The 17725-nt window shown below is 66.0% G+C and carries 17 protein-coding genes; 10 read left to right on the plus strand and 7 right to left on the minus strand.

All coding sequences use genetic code 11. The features are described from left to right. Positions 1–20 precede the first annotated feature (20 nt). Positions 21–1490 (plus strand): M20 family metallopeptidase, encoded by a 1470-nt coding sequence (locus tag H0A72_RS14140; RefSeq protein ID WP_180156409.1) that lies wholly within the window; start codon positions 21–23, stop codon positions 1488–1490. Between the two features lie 28 nt (positions 1491–1518). Here the strand turns inward: H0A72_RS14140 and H0A72_RS14145 are convergent, their stop codons facing one another. The 4 genes from H0A72_RS14145 to H0A72_RS14160 form a co-directional block, all read right to left on the minus strand. Next, the gene (locus tag H0A72_RS14145; protein WP_180156411.1) at positions 1519–2622 is read right to left on the minus strand and encodes an amino acid ABC transporter permease; all 1104 of its coding nucleotides are present in this window, start codon (positions 2620–2622) and stop codon (positions 1519–1521) included. 5 nt (positions 2623–2627) lie between these two features. After that, positions 2628–3806, minus strand: coding sequence for an amino acid ABC transporter permease (locus H0A72_RS14150; protein ID WP_180156413.1), 1179 nt, complete (start codon positions 3804–3806; stop codon positions 2628–2630). 68 nt (positions 3807–3874) lie between these two features. Continuing rightward, positions 3875–4900 carry an amino acid ABC transporter substrate-binding protein gene (locus H0A72_RS14155; protein WP_180156415.1) on the minus strand — a complete coding sequence of 342 codons (1026 nt, stop codon included), beginning with the start codon at positions 4898–4900 and terminating at the stop codon, positions 3875–3877. 124 nt (positions 4901–5024) lie between these two features. Beyond that, positions 5025–5771: a hypothetical protein gene (locus H0A72_RS14160; protein WP_180156416.1), complete on the minus strand. Its 747-nt coding sequence runs from the start codon at positions 5769–5771 to the stop codon at positions 5025–5027. 128 nt (positions 5772–5899) lie between these two features. On the opposite strand from H0A72_RS14160, the gene H0A72_RS14165 reads away from it, so the two are divergent. The 4 genes from H0A72_RS14165 (at position 5900) to H0A72_RS14180 (ending at position 9291) form a co-directional block, all read left to right on the plus strand. Further along, positions 5900–6259 carry a CidA/LrgA family protein gene (locus H0A72_RS14165; protein WP_180156419.1) on the plus strand — a complete coding sequence of 120 codons (360 nt, stop codon included), beginning with the start codon at positions 5900–5902 and terminating at the stop codon, positions 6257–6259. Further along, the gene (locus tag H0A72_RS14170) at positions 6256–6981 is read left to right on the plus strand and encodes an LrgB family protein (protein ID WP_180156421.1); all 726 of its coding nucleotides are present in this window, start codon (positions 6256–6258) and stop codon (positions 6979–6981) included. Before H0A72_RS14165 ends, H0A72_RS14170 begins: the two co-directional genes overlap by 4 nt. A gap of 60 nt (positions 6982–7041) precedes the next feature. Then, positions 7042–8703: an acyl-CoA synthetase gene (locus H0A72_RS14175; RefSeq protein ID WP_180156423.1), complete on the plus strand. Its 1662-nt coding sequence runs from the start codon at positions 7042–7044 to the stop codon at positions 8701–8703. 105 nt (positions 8704–8808) lie between these two features. Further along, a complete protein-coding gene (locus H0A72_RS14180; RefSeq protein WP_180156425.1) occupies positions 8809–9291 on the plus strand; it encodes a YajQ family cyclic di-GMP-binding protein in 483 nt (160 codons plus the stop codon). Positions 9292–9342: 51 nt separating this feature from the next. On the opposite strand, the gene H0A72_RS14185 is transcribed toward H0A72_RS14180, so the two are convergent. Both H0A72_RS14185 and H0A72_RS14190 read right to left on the minus strand, forming a co-directional pair. Then, positions 9343–10104: an ABC transporter permease gene (locus H0A72_RS14185; RefSeq protein WP_180156428.1), complete on the minus strand. Its 762-nt coding sequence runs from the start codon at positions 10102–10104 to the stop codon at positions 9343–9345. After that, positions 10101–11027, minus strand: coding sequence for an ABC transporter ATP-binding protein (locus H0A72_RS14190; protein ID WP_180156430.1), 927 nt, complete (start codon positions 11025–11027; stop codon positions 10101–10103). The genes H0A72_RS14185 and H0A72_RS14190 overlap by 4 nt, the downstream gene beginning before the upstream one ends. A gap of 42 nt (positions 11028–11069) precedes the next feature. Here H0A72_RS14190 and H0A72_RS14195 point away from each other — a divergent pair, with 42 nt between their 5' ends. Then, on the plus strand, positions 11070–12548 hold the full coding sequence (locus H0A72_RS14195) for an NAD(P)H-hydrate dehydratase (protein WP_180156432.1): 1479 nt from the start codon (positions 11070–11072) through the stop codon (positions 12546–12548). On the opposite strand, the gene H0A72_RS14200 is transcribed toward H0A72_RS14195, so the two are convergent. After that, positions 12537–13367: a universal stress protein gene (locus tag H0A72_RS14200; RefSeq protein WP_180156434.1), complete on the minus strand. Its 831-nt coding sequence runs from the start codon at positions 13365–13367 to the stop codon at positions 12537–12539. The two genes, H0A72_RS14195 and H0A72_RS14200, sit on opposite strands and share 12 nt — an antisense overlap. Positions 13368–13607: 240 nt before the next feature. On the opposite strand from H0A72_RS14200, the gene H0A72_RS14205 reads away from it, so the two are divergent. From H0A72_RS14205 to H0A72_RS14220, 4 genes are all read left to right on the plus strand, one after another. Then, positions 13608–14456, plus strand: a complete 849-nt coding sequence (locus tag H0A72_RS14205) for an HAD family hydrolase (RefSeq protein WP_180156436.1) — start codon at positions 13608–13610, stop codon at positions 14454–14456. Between the two features lie 67 nt (positions 14457–14523). Beyond that, entirely contained in the window at positions 14524–14976 is a 453-nt protein-coding gene (gene tadA / locus H0A72_RS14210; protein ID WP_180156734.1) for a tRNA adenosine(34) deaminase TadA, read from the plus strand. A gap of 121 nt (positions 14977–15097) precedes the next feature. Then, positions 15098–16045 (plus strand): LD-carboxypeptidase, encoded by a 948-nt coding sequence (locus tag H0A72_RS14215; RefSeq protein WP_180156438.1) that lies wholly within the window; start codon positions 15098–15100, stop codon positions 16043–16045. A gap of 54 nt (positions 16046–16099) precedes the next feature. Continuing rightward, positions 16100–17701, plus strand: coding sequence for an ABC-F family ATPase (locus H0A72_RS14220; RefSeq protein ID WP_180156440.1), 1602 nt, complete (start codon positions 16100–16102; stop codon positions 17699–17701). The last annotated feature ends 24 nt before the right edge of the window (positions 17702–17725 follow it).

A 17725-nucleotide genomic window follows, 5' to 3' on the forward strand; every position in this document is an offset into this window, starting at 1 on the left:
CACCGTACAAAGGAGCCACGATGAACGCACCCATCCCCGATGCATCCCTGCAGCCGACCCTCGACCCCCGGGCCTTGCAGCAGTATGTCGACGAAAAATGGGACGGCGACATCGTCCCCGCGCTTACTCACTATATCGCCATTCCGGCCAAAAGCCCCGCCTTCGATCCGGACTGGGACAAGAACGGCCATATCGAGCGAGTCGTGCGCGATGCCGCGCAGTGGGTGCAAGCGCAGAAAGTGCGTGGGCTGGTCCTGGAAGTCGTGCGCCTGCCCGGCCGCACGCCCGTCATCTTCTTCGAAGTACCGGCCACGCGGGCGGACAATGGCAATACCGTGCTGATGTACGGCCACCTGGACAAGCAGCCCGAGTTCTCCGGCTGGCGCTCCGACCTGGGCCCCTGGACGCCCAAGTATGAAAACGGCCGTCTTTACGGCCGCGGCGGCGCGGACGACGGCTATGCCGTCTACGCCTCTCTGACCGCCATCATGGCGCTCGACCGGCAAGGCGTGCCGCGTCCCCGCTGCGTCGGCCTGATCGAAACCTGCGAAGAATCCGGCAGCTACGATCTGCTGCCCTACGTCGACGCCTTGCGCCCGCGGCTGGGCAATGTCGCGCTCGTGGTCTGCCTGGACTCGGGCGCCGGCAATTACGACCAGTTATGGATGACGACCTCTTTGCGGGGCATGGTCGCGGGCACGCTCGAAGTGCAGGTCCTGGACGAGGGCGTGCATTCGGGCGACGCCAGCGGCGTCGTGCCGTCCAGCTTCCGCATCCTGCGCCACTTGCTCGACCGGCTCGAGGACAGCGCCACCGGGCGCCTGCTGCCGCAAAGCTTCCACTGTGAAATTCCGGCGGAACGCATCGAGCAGGCGGAGGCCACCGCGCGCATTCTGGGCGACGAAGTCTGGCGGCGCTTCCCCTGGAGCTGCGGCGCCGACGGCGGCTTCGTGCTGCCCATGACCACCGCGCCGCGCGAGGCGCTGCTCAATCGCACCTGGCGGCCGACCCTGTCGGTGACGGGCGCGGAAGGCTTGCCGCCGCTGGGCAGCGCGGGCAACGTGCTGCGGCCGAGAACCGCATTCAAGCTGTCGCTGCGGCTGCCGCCGCCCATCGACGCCGTCGCCGCCTGCCAGGAGCTCAAGGCCTTGCTGGAGGACGACTCCCCCTACAACGCCAAGGTGCTGTTCCGCCCCGACCCCGGCCAGGCCACGGGCTGGAACGCCCCCGCGACGGCGCCCTGGCTGGAGCGCGCGCTCGACGACGCGTCGCGGGCGCATTACGGCGCCCCTTGCGGCTACATCGGGCAGGGCGGCACCATACCGCTCATCAATCTTCTGCAGGAAGGCTTCCCTAGCTCGCAGTTCATGGTGTGCGGCGTGCTGGGGCCGCAGTCCAATGCCCACGGTCCCAATGAATTCCTGCACGTGCCCTACGGCAAGCGGCTGACGGCGGCGGTCGCGCAGACCATCGCCGCCATGCCCGCGTAGGCTGGCTTGCCGTCGACGCTGACGGGCCTTAGCGCGACTGGCGCCGGTTGATGCGCTTTTCGACCCACTGGCTGTAGCGCGACATGCCGTAGCAGCACACCAGGTAGATCGCGGCGATGAACAGGTAGCCTTCGATGAAGAAGGCTTTCCAGTTGGGGTCGCCCAAGGCCAGCCGCAGGGCGCCGGTCAGGTCGTACAGGCTCACCACGGTGACCAGCGAAGTGTCCATGAAAGTGCTGATGAAGGTGTTCACCATGGGCGCGACGACGATGCGCAGCGCCTGCGGCAGGATGATCTTGCGCACGGTCTGCCAGTAGCCCAGCCCCATGGCGGCCGCGGCTTCGTACTGGCCCTTGGGAATGGCCTGCAGCCCGCCCCGTATCGTCTCGGCCAGATAGGCCGCCGTGAAGAGAATGATGCCTATCTGTATGCGCAGCAGCACATCGATGTTGTATTGCGGCGGCAGGAACAGCGGAAACAGGAAGGACGCGGTGAACAGCACCGTGATCAGCGGTATGCCGCGGATGATCTCCACATAGAAGACGCAGAAGACGCGTATGGCCTTCAACTTGGAACGGCGCCCCAAGGCGATCAGCACCGCCAAGGGCAGGGCGCAGAACAGGCCGACCACCGTCAGCATCAGCGTCAGCGGAAAACCGCCCCACAGATTGGTTTCCACGTAGCTCAGGCCGAAGACGCCGCCGCGCATCAGCAGCAGGAAGGCGGCCAGCGCCGCCGTCCAGAGCAGCGCCAGCCATTTGCGCCAGAAGCGCCGGTAGCAGCTGGTGATCAGCGCGCCGCCCAGGATCAGGGTGGCGAGCAGCGGGCGCCATTGTTCCAGATAGGGATAGCGGCCGAAAAAAATGAGGCGCGATTTCTCGGCGATCATGCCCCAGCAGGCGCCTTCCCGCGCGACCGCGCGGCAGGCCGTGAAGTCCGGCGCGAAGACGGCGTTGCCGATCGCCCATTGGTAGAGGTCGGGAGCGATGCCGAGCGCCAGCCAGACGATGGCCAGGGTGACCAGCGTGCTTTTCCAGCCCGAGAATAGATTGGCGCGCATCCAGCCCAGGACGCCGGCGCGGGCCACGGGCGCGGGCAGGGGATGGGCGGCGGGGGAGGTCGGGGCGGACATGCGGCTTACCTCTCGACCAGCGCTACGTGGCTGTTGTACCAGTTCATGAAGGCGGCGATCAGCAGGCTGATGCTCAGGTAGACGAGCATGATGATGGAAATGCACTCCAGCGCCTGGCCGTTCTGGTTGATGGCGGTGTTGGCCACCGACACGATGTCGGGGTAGCCCACGGTCACGGCCAGCGAGGAGTTCTTGGTGAGATTGAGGTATTGGCTCGTCAGGGGCGGGACGATGACGCGCATCGCCTGCGGCAGCACCACCAGCCGCAAGGTCTGCGCCCGCGACAGGCCCAGGGCGGAGCTGGCCTCGAGCTGGCCGGCCGACACGGCGAGGATCCCGGCGCGCACGATTTCCGCGATATAGCTGGCCGTGTAGAGCGTCAGCCCGGTCAGCAGCGCCAGGAATTCGGGGGTGAGCGACACGCCGCCGCTGATGCTGAACACCGTGGCTTCGGGGACGTCGAATTCGCTTGGGGCCCCGCCCGCGAGCCAGCCCGCCACCGGCAGGCCGACGATGCACAAAGCGGCCGGCAGCCCGCTGCGCGGCGCTTGGCCCGTGCGCGCCTGGCGGCGCCGGGCCGCGCGGCGCAGGAGCCAGGCGCACAGCAGCCCGGCCGGCACGCCCGCCAGCGCCCAGGCCCAGCCGGCCGACCACACCGGCACGGGCAGCTGCAGGCCGCTTTTGCTGAGATAGGCGTGCGGCAGGGGGTGGAAGGCATCATGCGCCGAAGGCAGCAGCTCGGTGATGATCAGGTAGGTGGCCAGCAGCTGGATCAGCAGGGGGATGTTGCGCAGGGTCTCGACATAGGCATCGCACAGCTTGCGCAGCAGAAAATTCCGGGACAGCCGTCCTATTCCGACCAGTGTGCCGAGCACGGTGGAAAGCACGATGCCGGCCAGGGCCACCCGCAGGGTATTGCCCACGCCAACCAGGAAGGCGCGCAGGTAGGAGTCGCTGGACACATAGGAAAAAAGGGTTTCGCCGATGTCGAAGCCGGCCGGCTGGGACAGGAAGGCGAAGCCCGATTTCACCTGCATGGCGTCCAGGTTGCGCGCGGTGTTGGAGAACAGGTACCAGCCCAGCAGCGCCAGGACGGCCACGGCGATGATCTGGTAGATGAGGCCGCGGCCGTTCTCGGTGGACCAGGAGAACGAGCGCTTCGGTCTGTTGTCGTGAGGGGGCATTGCGATGGTTCCAAACACAGAAGGAACAGGCGGGCCTGTTCCTTCCGGTCGATGCGGGGGTCGTCGGCTTAGCGGATGGGCGGCGCGTACATCAGCCCGCCGTCATTCCAGAGCTTGTTCACGCCGCGCGGCAGCTTCAGCGGGGAATTCTCGCCCATGTTGCGGTCGAAGCTTTCGCCATAGTTGCCCACCTGCTTGACGATGCGGTAGGCCCATTCCTTGTCCAGGCCGAGCTGCTTGCCCATGTCTTCGCCGGTGCCCAGCAGACGCTGCACGTTGGGGTCCTTGCTTTCGGCCTTGATCTTGTCCACATTGCCTTGCGTGATGCCCATTTCCTCGGCGTTTTGCATGGCGAACAGCGACCATTTCACGATCGCGAACCATTCGTCGTCGCCGCGGCGCACGGCGGGGCCGAGGGGTTCCTTGGAAATCACGTCGGCCAGAATGGCGTAGTCGTCGGCGTTGGGGCTTTGGGCGCGGATGCCCGCCAGTTCGGACATGTCGGTGGAGATGACCTGGCAGCGGCCGGAGAAAAACGCCGTGTGGGCCGCTTCGGGCGAATCGAACACGACGGACTTGTAGGGAATGCCGTTGGCTTTGAAGTAGTCGGCCACGTTCTTTTCGGAGGTGGTGCCGGACTGCAGGCAGATTTCCGCGTTCTTCAGCTGCTTGGCGTTTTCGACTTTGAACTTCTTGGGGACCATGAAGCCCTGGCCGTCGTAGTAATTGATGCCGGTGAAGACGACGCCCAGCGAGGCGTCGCGCGTCAGCGACCAGGTGGTGTTGCGCGCGAGCATGTCGATTTCGCCGGACTGCAGCGCCGTGAAGCGCTGCGGCGGATTCAAGGGAACGAACTTCACTTTGGAGGCGTCGTTCAGGACGGCGGCCGCGACCGCGCGGCATGCGTCGACGTCGAGCCCGCGCCATTCGCCTTTGCTGTCGGTGCCGGAGAAGCCGGGCGCGGAAGTGTTGACGCCGCATACGACCTGGCCCTTGGCCTTGACGGAGTCGAGCACTTTGCCGGCGTGGGCGCCGCCGCTCGCCGCCACGGTGATGCCGAGAAGGGCGGTGGAGAGTAGGGAGGTAGTTTTCATGTTGGTCGCTCTTTTCATGACGTTGCCGTGGTGGCGAGGGGCGCGGTGTTTGCGCGCCGGAAAGGACGAATTATAGTGACTTGCCGCTGTTTTGCAGCATTTCCCGCCTTGGCGGACCCCACCCCTAGCGCACGGGCAGGAAATTGAAGAACAGCAGGCCCTGCATGTAATTGATGCCCACCCGGCGCAGATTCTCGTCCAGCAGATTGGCGATCAGGTCCAGCCGCCCGATCAGCTGCCCGAACTCGCGCTCGAAGCTGAGATTGGTGGCGCCTTCCGACATCTCGTTCGCCAGCAACAGCGGCCGCCCGTCGCTCAAGCGCTTGCTGGCGAGCAGCCAGGCGGCGATTTCCACATTGCGGGCGGCGTTGTACACATGCTGGGCGTTCAGAACGTCCGTCACATAGAAACGCGTCCTGCCGTCGTGGGCGTTGATGATGGTGCTCGCCATGCCGGTGACGAAAGCGCCGGCCCGGTCGCCCCGGTAGTTCGGATCCAGCGCAACCGACAGGATCTCGATGTCGCGCAGGCCCGCCAGTTCGGGCGGCGGGCGTCCTTCCCGTATCGCCTTGCGCCCGCGCTCGATGGCCGTCTCGATATCGGGCGCGCCCGTCTTGCGCCATTCGGCCGGGTTGCGGCGGTAGAGCTTTTCCAGCAGGCGGGACAGGCTTTCGAGGTTGTCGCGCATCGCCACCGAGACCGTGCGGTTGAAATCGGTCTGTGCGAATTGTTCGATGGACATTTCTTCGGTGCTGGGCCGGGACGGGCCCGCCGCGCCCTGCGGCTGGGCGCAGGCCGCCAGCATGGCGGCCACGATCAGGGCCGCGGCGCGCGCGGGCTGTCTCGTCGTGGCGGCCTGCCGGTTCTTCATTGCTTGCGCTTGCCCTCGCCGGTTCTTCATGCTGCCAGACTTTAGCAGAAATCGGCTCCGGTTCGCCGCCGGCTCGCCGCGCCCCGGCCTATGGATTCGCGCGCGGCTCTGTGCTAGTGTTTGGCGCTATGCCAGTATTGCTTGCCATCCTTTCCCTGTTCTTCATGCAAATCGCCGGCGAGGCCCTGGTGCGCCTGGCCGGGCTGCCGCTGCCCGGCCCCTTGGCCGGCATGCTGCTCATGCTGTGCGCGCTCATGGCGTACGGCAAGGTGCCCGAAGGCCTGCTGCACACCTGCCGGCACCTGCTCCGGCACCTCATGCTGCTCTTCATACCGGCGGTCGCGGGCATCATCTCGTATTTCGGCACGCTGCAGCGTGAATGGATTCCCTTTCTTGCCGCATGCATCCTGGGGGTGGCGCTCACCATCGTCGTCACCGCCACGACTCTGCGCTGGATGCTGCGCCGCGGCAAGGGACCGGATTCATGAGCGGCGCGCTCCGGGAAGTCTGGGCGTATCTCGCTGACTCGACCCTGTTCTGGCTGGCGTTCACCGTGGCGGCCTACCTGCTCGCGCTCGCGGCCTATCTGCGCTGCCGCGGCAATCCGCTACTGCTGCCGGTGCTGACGGCGGTGGCCATGGTCGTGGCGGTTCTGTACGGCACCGGCACGCCTTACGAGGTATACGCGGGGCACACCTGGTTCCTGAGCTTTCTGATCGGGCCGGCGACCGTCGCGCTCGCCATACCGCTGTACGGCCAGCTGGGCCGGCTTCGCCAAATGATGGTGCCGCTTTGCGTCGCCTTGCTGGCAGGGTCCGCCACCGCCATCGTGACGGGCATGGGCATCGCCTGGATGCTGGGCGGCAGCCTGCAGACGCAGCTGTCGGTCGCCCCGAAATCGGCCACCATGCCGATCGCCATGGAAGTCGCGGCGCTGGCCGGCGGCCTGCCTTCATTGACCACGATCGCCGTGGCCGTGACGGGCATCGCGGGGGCGATTCTGGCGGGTTCTCTATTGCGGCTTTTCCGGATCGCGGACCCGGCGGCGCAAGGGTTCTCGCTGGGCCTGAGCGCCCATGCCATCGGCGTGGCGCGCGCCTTCCAGGCAAGCGAAACCGCCGGCGCCTTCGCGGCGCTGGGCATGGGCCTGAACGGCATCGCCACGGCCGTCCTGATCCCCGTCTGGCTGGCGCTACTGGCGCTTTTTTAGGTGCGGGACTATCATTTTGCGATAGCCCCCGGCCGCCATGAAAACTCCCAGGAGACAGGAATGTCCAGCATCTTCGACCGCGACCTGCCGCAGACTCCGGCAAACCACGCAGCGATCACCCCGCTGTCCTTCATCGAGCGCTCGGCTTCCGTGTATCCGGACCGCACGGCGGTCATCCACGGTTCCGGGCCGCAGGCGCTGCGCCTGACCTGGTCGCAGCTGTACGCCCGCTGCAGGCGCCTGGCGAGCGCCCTGGCCCGGCACGGAATCGGCAAGGGCAGCACGGTGGCGGTGATGCTGCCCAATACGCCGCCCATGGTCGAGGCCCACTTCGGCGTACCGATGGCGGGGGCGGTCCTCAACGCCATCAATACCCGGCTGGATCCCGCCACGGTCGCTTACATGCTGGACCACGGCGAAGCAAGCCTGGTCATCGTCGACTCCGAATTCGCACCCGTCGTCAAGAAAGCGCTCGAACTGCGGCAGTCCGGCAGGCCGATCATGGTCGTCGATGCCGTCGACCCCCTGTACACCGGCGCCAACCAGCCCATGGGCGAACTCGACTACGAAGCCCTGCTGTCCCAGGGCGATCCGGAATACGAATGGGCGCTGCCCGCCGACGAATGGGACGCCATCGCGCTGAACTACACCAGCGGCACCACCGGCAATCCGAAAGGCGTGGTCTACCACCACCGCGGCGCGGCGGTCGCCGCCATATCGAACATCCTCGAATGGGACATGCCCAAGCATGCCGTGTATCTCTGGACCCTGCCCATGTTCCATTGCAATGGCTGGTGCTTCCCATGGGCGATCGCGGCCCGGGCGGGCGTCAACGTCTGCCTGCGCCGGGTCGAGGCGCAGGCGATATTCGACGCCATCCGCGAACACGGCGTCGATCATTATTGCGGCGCGCCCATCGTGCACAGCATGCTGGTCAATGCGCCCCAGTCCATGAAGGAAGGCCTGCCCACCGGCGTCAAGGCCATGGTGGCGGGCGCGGCGCCGCCCGCGTCCATGATCGAAGGCATGGAGCGCATGGGCTTCGACCTGCTGCACGTCTATGGCCTGACCGAAGTCTACGGCCCGGCCACCGTTTGCGCCAAGCACGACGACTGGAACGAGCTCGACATCGGCGAACGCGCCCGCCTGAATGCGCGCCAGGGCGTCGCCTACCATCTCGAACGGGGCATCGCCGTCATGGATCCGGAAACGATGCAGCCCGTGCCGGCCGACGGCCAGACCATGGGCGAGATCATGTTCCGCGGCAACATCGCCATGAAGGGCTATCTGAAGAACCCGAAGGCCACGCAAGAGGCGCTGGCCGGCGGCTGGTTCCACAGCGGGGACCTGGCCGTGATGGACCCCGACGGCTATGTGAAGATCAAGGACCGCAGCAAGGACATCATCATTTCCGGCGGCGAGAACATCTCGTCGATCGAGGTCGAGGACATCCTCTATCGCCACCCGGACGTCCTGGCCGCCGCCGTGGTGGCGCGCCCCGACGAGCGCTGGGGCGAAACGCCCTGCGCGTTCATCGAGCTCAAGGAGGGCGCGCGCGCCACCTCCGATGCCATCATCGAGCATTGCAAGAAGCACATGGCGGGCTTCAAGGTGCCGCGCACGGTGGTCTTCTGCGAGCTGCCCAAGACGTCCACGGGCAAGATCCAGAAATTCGAGCTGCGCAAGCTGGCGGAAACGCTGGAGCCGGCCGGCGCGGCTTGATCCGCTTGCGCGCGGGCCCGCATGGGCGGAGGCGCAAGCGCGCCGCGGCGCCGGGCGCCGGGGTAAACTCGGCCTTCTTCGTTCAAGTATTCAAGGATTCGTTGTATGCCTTCGTTTGATGTGGTCTCCGAAGTAGACAAGCATGAGTTGAGCAATGCCGTTGACCAGGCCAATCGCGAGCTGTCGACGCGCTTCGATTTCAAGGGCGTGAACGCGGCTTTCGAGCTGGAGGGCTATGTGGTGACGCAGTCGGCGCCCAGCGTGTTCCAATTGAACCAGATGCTGGATATCTTGCGCGGGCGCCTGTCGGCGCGGGGCATCGATGTGCGCTGCCTCGATGTCGGCGAACCGCTCGAGAACGTCTCCGGCGCCCGGCGCAAGGTGACTGTCAAGCAGGGGCTGGAACAAGCGGTTTCCAAGAAGCTGATCGCCGAGATGAAGGCGGCGAAGCTGAAGGTCGAGGCGCAGATCAACGGCGACAAGCTGCGGGTCAGCGGCAAAAAGCGGGACGACCTGCAGGCCGCGATCGCTTTGCTGAAGAAGGCCGACGTCGATCTGCCCCTGCAGTTCAACAACTTCCGGGACTGAGGCCGGTTCCGTTCCGCTGCGCCGGCCCGCCGATGGCGGCTCCGGCGGCGCCTACCTCTTGAGCTTGTACCCGGTCTTGAAGATCCACCCGACGACCGCCAGGCACAGGGCCAGGAACACCAAAGTCATCGCCAGGCTGGTGTAGATGCTGACGTCGGCGACGCCGTAGAAGCTCCAGCGAAAGCCGCTGATCAGGTACACCACCGGGTTGAACAGGGTCACCGTCTGCCAGATGGGCGGCAGCATGTTGATGGAATAGAAGCTGCCGCCAAGAAAGGCCAGCGGCGTGACGATCAGCAGCGGGACCAGCTGCAGCTTCTCGAAGCCGTCGGCCCAGATCCCGATGATGAAGCCGAACAGGCTGAACGTGACGGCGGTCAGGATCATGAAGGTGATCATCCAGACCGGATGGTCGATGCGCAGCGGAACGAAGAAGGCGGCGGTGGCCAGGATGATGAGCGCCAGGACGACCGATTTGGTCGCGGCGGCGCCGACGTAGCTCAGCGTGATCTCCAGGTACGACACCGGCGCGGACAGCACTTCATAGATGGTGCCGGTGAATTTCGGGAAGTAAATGCCGAATGAGGCGTTGGAAATGCTTTGCGTGAGCAGCGACAGCATGATCAGGCCCGGCACGATGAAGGCGCCGTAGCTGATGCCGTCTATTTCGGTGATCCGGTTGCCGATGGCGCCGCCGAACACGACGAAGTACAGGGACGTGGAAATGACGGGGGCCACCAGGCTTTGGAGCAGGGTGCGCCACGCCCGGGCCATTTCGAACATATAGATCGCGCGGATGGCGTGCAGATTCATTTTGCTTCTCGTACCAGCTTCACGAAGATTTCTTCCAGGGAGCTTTGTTTGGTGTGCAGGTCGCGGAACTGGATGCCGCTGTGCGCGAGCGCGCTGAACAGCCCGGCGATGTTGTGGTCGCCTCGCTGGATGTCGTAGGTGTACACGATTTCGGTGCCGCCGGCGCCCAGCTTCAAGCGGTAGGGCGCCAGGGCCTCGGGCAGGCTTTCCAGGGGATGCTGCAATTCCAGGGTGAGCTGTTTCTCGCCCAGCTTGCGCATGAGCTCCGCCTTTTTCTCCACCAGCACGATTTCCCCATTGTTGATGACGCCGACCCGGTCCGCCATTTCCTCGGCTTCTTCGATGTAGTGGGTGGTCAGGATGATGGTGACGCCGGTGTCGCGCAGCGAGCGCACGACCTGCCACATTTCCTTGCGCAGCGAGACGTCGACGCCCGCCGTGGGCTCGTCCAGGAACAGGATGCGGGGCTCGTGCGCCAGGGCCTTGGCGATCAGCACGCGGCGCTTCATGCCGCCCGACAGCGTCATGAGCTTGTTGTCCTTCTTGTTCCACAGCGAAAGGGCCTTCAGCACTTTTTCGATGTGCGCGGCATTGGGCGGTTTGCCGAACAGCCCGCGGCTGAAGCTCACGGTGGCCCAGACGGTTTCAAAGGCGTCGGTGGTCAATTCCTGCGGCACTAGGCCGATCAGCGAGCGCGCCCGCCGATATTCCGTGATGATGTCGTGGCCGTCGGCCAGCACCGTGCCCGAGGTCGGCCGGGCCAGGCCGCAGATGATGCTGATGAGGGTGGTCTTTCCGGCGCCGTTGGGGCCGAGGAGGGCGAAGATTTCCCCGCGCTCGATGTCCAGGTTGATGTTCTTAAGGGCTTGCAGCCCGGTGGGGTAGGTCTTGGAAAGCTTGTTTACGGAAATGATGGGTGGCATGGTGATTTCCCGACTGCTCTGTTGCACAATAACATAATGACCATGACTTTATTCGAACGGGGCTGCGCGCTGCTGACGCCCGACCAGATGCGGCTCGCGGACCGGCTGGCCATCGAGGGCGGGGTGGACGGCGTTGCGCTGATGGAGGCGGCGGGGGCCGCCGTTGCCAATGCGGTGGCCGGGCGCTGGCGCAAATGTCCCGTGCTGGTGCTTTGCGGCCCCGGCAACAACGGGGGCGACGGTTTCGTCGCGGCGCGCCATCTCGCCCTGGCCGGCTGGCCGGTGCGTGTCGGCCTGCTCGGAGACCGGCGGCGGCTGTCCGGCGACGCGGCCTACCACGCCGCGCAATGGAAGGGCCCGGTCGAGCCGATCTCGGCCGGCATGCTGGACGGCGCGAAATTGATCATCGACGCCCTGTTCGGCGCCGGCATCAGCCGCCCGCTGGACGGCGCGGCCGCCGAGGTGCTGGCCGCTGCGGGTGCGCGCGGGCTGCCGCTGTGCGCGGTCGACGTGCCCAGCGGGCTGGACGGCGCCGGCGGCGAGGTCCTGGGCATGGCGCCCCGCGCCGACCTCACGGTGACTTTTTTCCGCCCCAAGCCGGGGCATCTGCTGATGCCGGGCAGGGCATTGTGCGGCGAACTCGTCGTGGCCGATATCGGCATCCCCGACAAAGTCCTCGACACCGTCCTGCCCGACACCTTCCGCAACCGGCCGGCGCTATGGGCCGGCCATTATCCCTGGCCGGCGGTGGACGGCCACAAGTACCAGCGCGGCCATGCGCTGGTGGTGGGCGGCCAGCTCATGACGGGCGCGGCCAGGCTCGCGGCCCGCGCGGCGGCCAGGGTGGGCGCCGGGCTGGTGACGATCGCGGCGCCCGCGGCGGTGTGGCCCATTTATGCCGGCGCTTCGCTCAGCATCATGGTGCAGGCGATACGCGAATCCGGCGCGCTCGAAGACATTTTGTCCGACCCGCGCAAGAACGCCATCGTGGTGGGGCCGGGCGCCGGCGTGTCGGACATCACCCGCAAGCACGCCTTGCAGGCGCTGGCCAGCAAGCGCGCCGTCGTGCTCGACGCCGATGCGATCAGCGTGTTCGGGTCGGATCCCGAAGCCCTGTACCAGGCCATCGCGGGCCCCTGCGTGCTGACGCCGCACGAAGGCGAATTCAACCGGATCTTCGCCACGCGCGGCGACAAGCTGGAACGCGCCCGCAGGGCGGCGGTGCAGAGCGGGGCGGTGGTGGTGCTGAAAGGCCCGGACACGGTGATCGCCGCGCCCGACGGCCGGGCCGTGATCAATGACAACGCGCCGCCCGAACTGGCCACCGGCGGCACCGGCGACGTGCTGTCCGGCTTCATCGCCGGCCTGATGGCGCAAGGCATGGAGGCCTTTCTCGCGGCCGCGGCGGCGGTCTGGCTGCACGGCGAGGCGGCCCGGCGCTTCGGGCCGGGGCTGGTGTCCGAAGACCTTCCCGAATGCCTGCCCCGGGTGCTGCGCCGGTTGAAGGGATCAATGCGATAGCAGGACCGGCACGGTCATGGAGCCGAGCAGCACTTCGGAAGCGCCGCCCATGATCCAGCGGCGCATGCGGCTGTGGCCGTACGCGCCCATGACGATCAGGTCGCTGCCATGGTCGGTGGCCGCATTGAGGATGACGTTCCCCACGCCTATGCCTTCGCTTTTCTTGATGGTTTCCTGGGGCTTGGGGTAGCCGCGCGCCGCGCAGAACGCCGCGAAATCGCCGGCCTGGATATCGTTGTAGCGCAGGTCGGCGGGGTCGTGGTCTATGCTCAGCACCACGAGTTCCGAGCATGACGCGAGAAAGGGGGCGGCGTCCGCAAACGCGCGCGCGGCCTCGCGCCGGTGATCCCAGCAGAACAGGACGCGTTTGCCGATGCTGGAAATGTCGCCCGCCGCGGGTATCATCAGCACGGGGCGGCCGGCCGCCATGATGACGGCTTCAGGCAAAGAGGCGTTGAATTCGTTCACCGCTTCCTTGCCCACCTTGCTCATGACCAGCAGGTCGCAGTAGCGCGCATGGAGCGCCAGGGATTCTTCCGCCGGCCCGCGCGGCGCGCGCCACTGGGACTTGACGCCGGCCTTTTCCGTTTTCTCGGTGAAGAGCGCCTTGACTTCCGCCTGTACCTCGGCCTCGCGCTCGCGCAGCATTTTCGTCAGCGACGACGGGATGACCGGATCGTCGTAGCCCAGGGCCGACGGCCCGGCGGGATAAACGCCCACGAGTTCGGCGTTGCTCTGGCCGGCGAGCTTGATGGCGGCGTCCAGGCGCCGGGCAAGGCCGGCGTCTTTACTGAGGTGGATGGCGATACGTCCAAGCATGAGAGAATCTCCTGGTTTGAGTTGAACGAGGTCCTGCTTTGTGATGAGCCTTCGCTCCCGCGTTCATCATACTCGCCGAGCCGTCGTTTGGCATAGAAATGGCTTCTCGCGAGCCCTGACCTATGTCAATGTTCTCGGAGCCGATCCAGGCACGCTACACTTTCGCTTTTGAACAAACGGCCGGAATGCGCGGCGCCCGGCGCATGCCCGCGCGCCTCGCCCGGAAGGGTTCTACATACGATGTCCGACGTCATTGCACTGGTTTTCGATTTCGACGATACCCTGGCCCCCGACAGCACGTCCGGTTTCCTCAGTGAAATCGGCGTCGACGTGGAGGAGTTCTGGTCGCGCAAGGTCGACCCCTTGCTGTTCGAGCATGACTGGGATCCGGTGCCGGCCTTCCTGTATCAGCTGATCGAGCTCTCCCGCTCCGGCCGGCATGGCGCCATCACGCGCGAGCGCCTGGAGGCGTGGGGCCGGCGCCTGCCGCTGCACAGCGGCGTCGAGACCCTGTTCCAGCGCCTGCGCGCGCAGGTCGAGCGCGAGCACCCCCAGATACGGCTGGAGTTCTACCTGATCAGCAGCGGCATAGGCGACGTCCTGCGCAATACGTCCATCGCCGGCGAATTCACCGACATCTGGGCGTCGGAATTCATCTACGACGAAGCGGGCGGCATCGCGTTCCCCAAGCGGGTGGTGAGCTTCACCGACAAGACGCGCTACCTGTTCCATATCCAGAAAGGCATCATCGGCGCATCCTCCCGCAACAAACCGTTCGAAGTCAACCGCAAAATCGCTTCAGAGCGCTTGCGCGTGCCCTTCGAGCAGATGATTTTCGTGGGCGACGGCTATACCGACATTCCGTGCTTTTCACTGATCCGCCGTTCGGGCGGCGTGGCGTTCGGCGTCTGGGATCCCAGGCACCGGCACAAGCGCAGCCGGGCGTGGGGCTTCATCCAGGAAGGCCGCGTCTCCAACCTGAACCAGGCGCGCTACGACGACGAGGCCGAGCTGTACCAATGGCTGGAAGAAGCCGTCGAAAGCCTGGCCGGCCGCATCGCGCTCAAGAACCGGACCTACCGTGGCTGAGCACGCATCGCCCATCGTGCCGGGCCTCCGGGCCGAGCCGGAATTCCGGGACGCCGACGTCGCGGCCATGCGGCTGGCGCTGGAGCAGGCCGCGCTGGCGCGCGCGGCGGGCGAGGTGCCCGTGGGCGCAGTTCTGGTCGACGCGCAAGGCGGCATCTTGGGCGCCGGATTCAACCGCACGATCACCGACCGCGACCCCACCTGCCATGCGGAGATCGTGGCCTTGCGGCAGGCCTGCGCCGCCGTGGGCAACTATCGCCTGCCGGGTGCGCGCCTGTACGTCACCCTGGAACCCTGCGCGATGTGCGTGGGCGCGCTGCTGCACGCGCGGCTCGCCCAGGTGATCTACGGCGCGGCCGACCCCAAGACCGGCGCCTGCGGCGGCGTGCTCGACCTGCCCGCCATCGGGCGGTTGAATCACCAGACCGAGTTCCAGGGGGGGCTGCTGGCCGACGACTGCGGTGAAATCCTGCGGGCGTTTTTCCGGGAACGCCGCCGCGCGCAGAAACCGGCGGGCTAGGGCCGGCGCCGCCTGGCTGATAGCGTCAACAGGCCTTGGGACACCATGTTTGCGGCGCATGCCGCATGTATACTTATGGGCGCGAATTTCACCAACGCCTTATGCACCCGAAGGAAACAGCATGAACCACGCCGGCCACGAGCACGGTCCGGAATGCGCTTGCGGCCATCATCATGCCGCGCCGGCCGGCATCTACCTGATCTCGCCTTCCAGCGCGGTGCCGGATCCGGCCGCGCTGGCGCTGGCTCGCGAGCGCCTGGCCGGCATCGGTTTCAAGACCACGGTCGACCGCACGGCGCTGGCCGTGCACGAGCGCTTCGCGGGCACCGACAAGCAGCGCCTGGCGTCCATCCGGCGCGCGCTGAAGCAGAAGCACCCCATCGTCATGGCCACGCGCGGCGGATACGGCCTGAGCCGCCTGTTGCCCTGCATAGACTGGCAGGCGGTGGCCGACAGCGGCAAGGTGTTCGTCGGCCAAAGCGATTTCACCGCCTTCAGCCTGGCGCTGCTGGCCCGGACCGGCGCCCCCAGCTACGCGGGGCCCACGGCCGTGTTCGATTTCGGCGGCAAGAAGATGGACGACCTCACCGCCGACCTCTTCGCCGAAAGCATGCGCGGGGAACTGGACGTCCTCAGCTTCGAGTCCGAGGACTCCGACCGGGTGGACGCGCGGGGCGTGCTGTGGGGCGGCAACCTGGCCATGGTGTGTTCGCTGATCGGCACGCCGTACATGCCGGAGGTTCCGGGCGGCATCCTGTTTCTCGAGGACGTGGCCGAACACCCCTTTCGCGTCGAGCGCATGCTGACCCATCTGTGGCACGCGGGCATATTGTCCCGCCAGCGGGCGATCGTGCTGGGGCGCTTCACGGACTACCGCCTTGCGCCGCATGACAATGGCTATGATTTTCCTTCCGTCCTGGCCTGGCTGCGGGCCCACGTCAAGGTGCCGGTGGTGACGGGGCTGCCGTATGGGCATGTGAAGGTGAAGGCGACGCTGCCCGTGGGGCGCAAGGTGGGGATCGCCACGGAGGCCGGCATGGCGCATTTGCTCCTTCAGGAGCACGTCTGACCGCGTCTTGTTAAAATGGCAGGTTATTTTGACCTCCTACGCGAAACCCATTCTGTGATATCCACCGCAAACCTCACCATACAGTTCGGTCCCAAACCCCTTTTTGAAAACGTCAGCGTCAAATTCGGCGAAGGCAACCGGTACGGCCTGATCGGCGCCAACGGCTCGGGCAAATCCACCTTCATGAAGATCATCGGCGGCGACCTCGAGCCGTCGGCGGGCAACGTATCGCTCGATCCGGGCGTGCGGCTGGGCAAGCTGCGGCAGGACCAGTTCGCCTATGAAGACGTCCGCGTGCTGGACGTGGTGATGATGGGGCACGAGGAAATGTGGCAGTGCATGAGCGAAAGGGACGCAATCTACGCCAACCCCGACGCCACCGAAGACGACTACATGCATGCGGCCAACCTCGAGGCCAAGTTCGCCGAATACGACGGCTACACCGCCGAATCCCGCGCCGGCGAACTCCTGCTGGGGCTGGAGATCCCGGTCGAACAGCATGAGCTGCCGATGCGCGAAATCGCGCCGGGATGGAAGCTGCGCGTGCTGCTGGCCCAGGCGCTGTTTTCGAACCCCGACGTGCTCCTGCTCGACGAACCGACCAACAACCTCGACATCAACACCATACGCTGGCTCGAAGACGTGCTCAACGGCTACCAGAGCACGATGATCATCATCAGCCACGACCGCCACTTCCTGAACCAGGTGTGCACGCACATGGCCGACCTGGATTACCGCGAACTGCGCATCTATCCCGGCAACTACGACGACTACATGCTGGCGTCGGTCCAGGCGCGCGAACGGCAGGCCGCGGCCAACGCCAAGGCCAAGGAGCGGGTGGCCGAACTGCAGGACTTCGTGCGCCGGTTCTCCGCCAACAAATCCAAGGCCCGGCAGGCGACGTCGCGCCTCAAGCAGATCGACCGCATCAAGGCCGGCACCGTCGAAGTCAAGCCTTCCTCGCGCCAGAACCCGTACATCCGGTTCGAGCAGAACAAAGTGCTGCATCGCCTGGCCGTCACCGTCGAAGCCATCGGCAAATCGTACGACAAGCCCGTCATCCGGCCTTATTCGGCCATGATAGAGGCCGGGCAGAAAGTGGCCATCATCGGCGCCAACGGCGTGGGCAAGACCACCTTGCTGCGCATGCTGGCCGGCGACCTGCCGCCCGATTCGGGCAGCGTGAAGTGGTCGGATGCCGCGGACATCGGCTACATGGCGCAGGACGTTTCCGACCAGTTCCAGTCCTCCAAGAACCTGTTCGACTGGCTGGGCGATTACCGCCAGCCCGGCGACGACGACCAGGCGCTGCGGTCGGTGCTGGGCCGCCTGCTGTTCTCGGGCGACGACATCGGCAAGGAAGTGCGCGTCCTGTCGGGCGGCGAAAAAAACCGCATGAGCTTCGGCCGCCTGATGCTGGGCCGGCACAATGTGCTGCTGCTCGACGAGCCCACCAACCACCTGGACATGGAGTCCATCGAGTCCCTGCAGTTCGCGCTCGAACTCTACGCCGGCACGCTGATCTTCGTTTCCCACGACCGCGAGTTCGTGTCCGGACTGGCGACGCGCGTCATCGAAATCCTGCCCGGCGGCGAACTGATCGACTACCAGGGCAATTACGACGACTACCTGGCCTCGCGCGGCATCCAGGGCTAGGCCGCATCGGGCTCGAAAGGCGGG

This window comes from Parapusillimonas granuli, assembly GCF_013416525.1.
Classification (GTDB): domain Bacteria; phylum Pseudomonadota; class Gammaproteobacteria; order Burkholderiales; family Burkholderiaceae_B; genus Parapusillimonas; species Parapusillimonas granuli.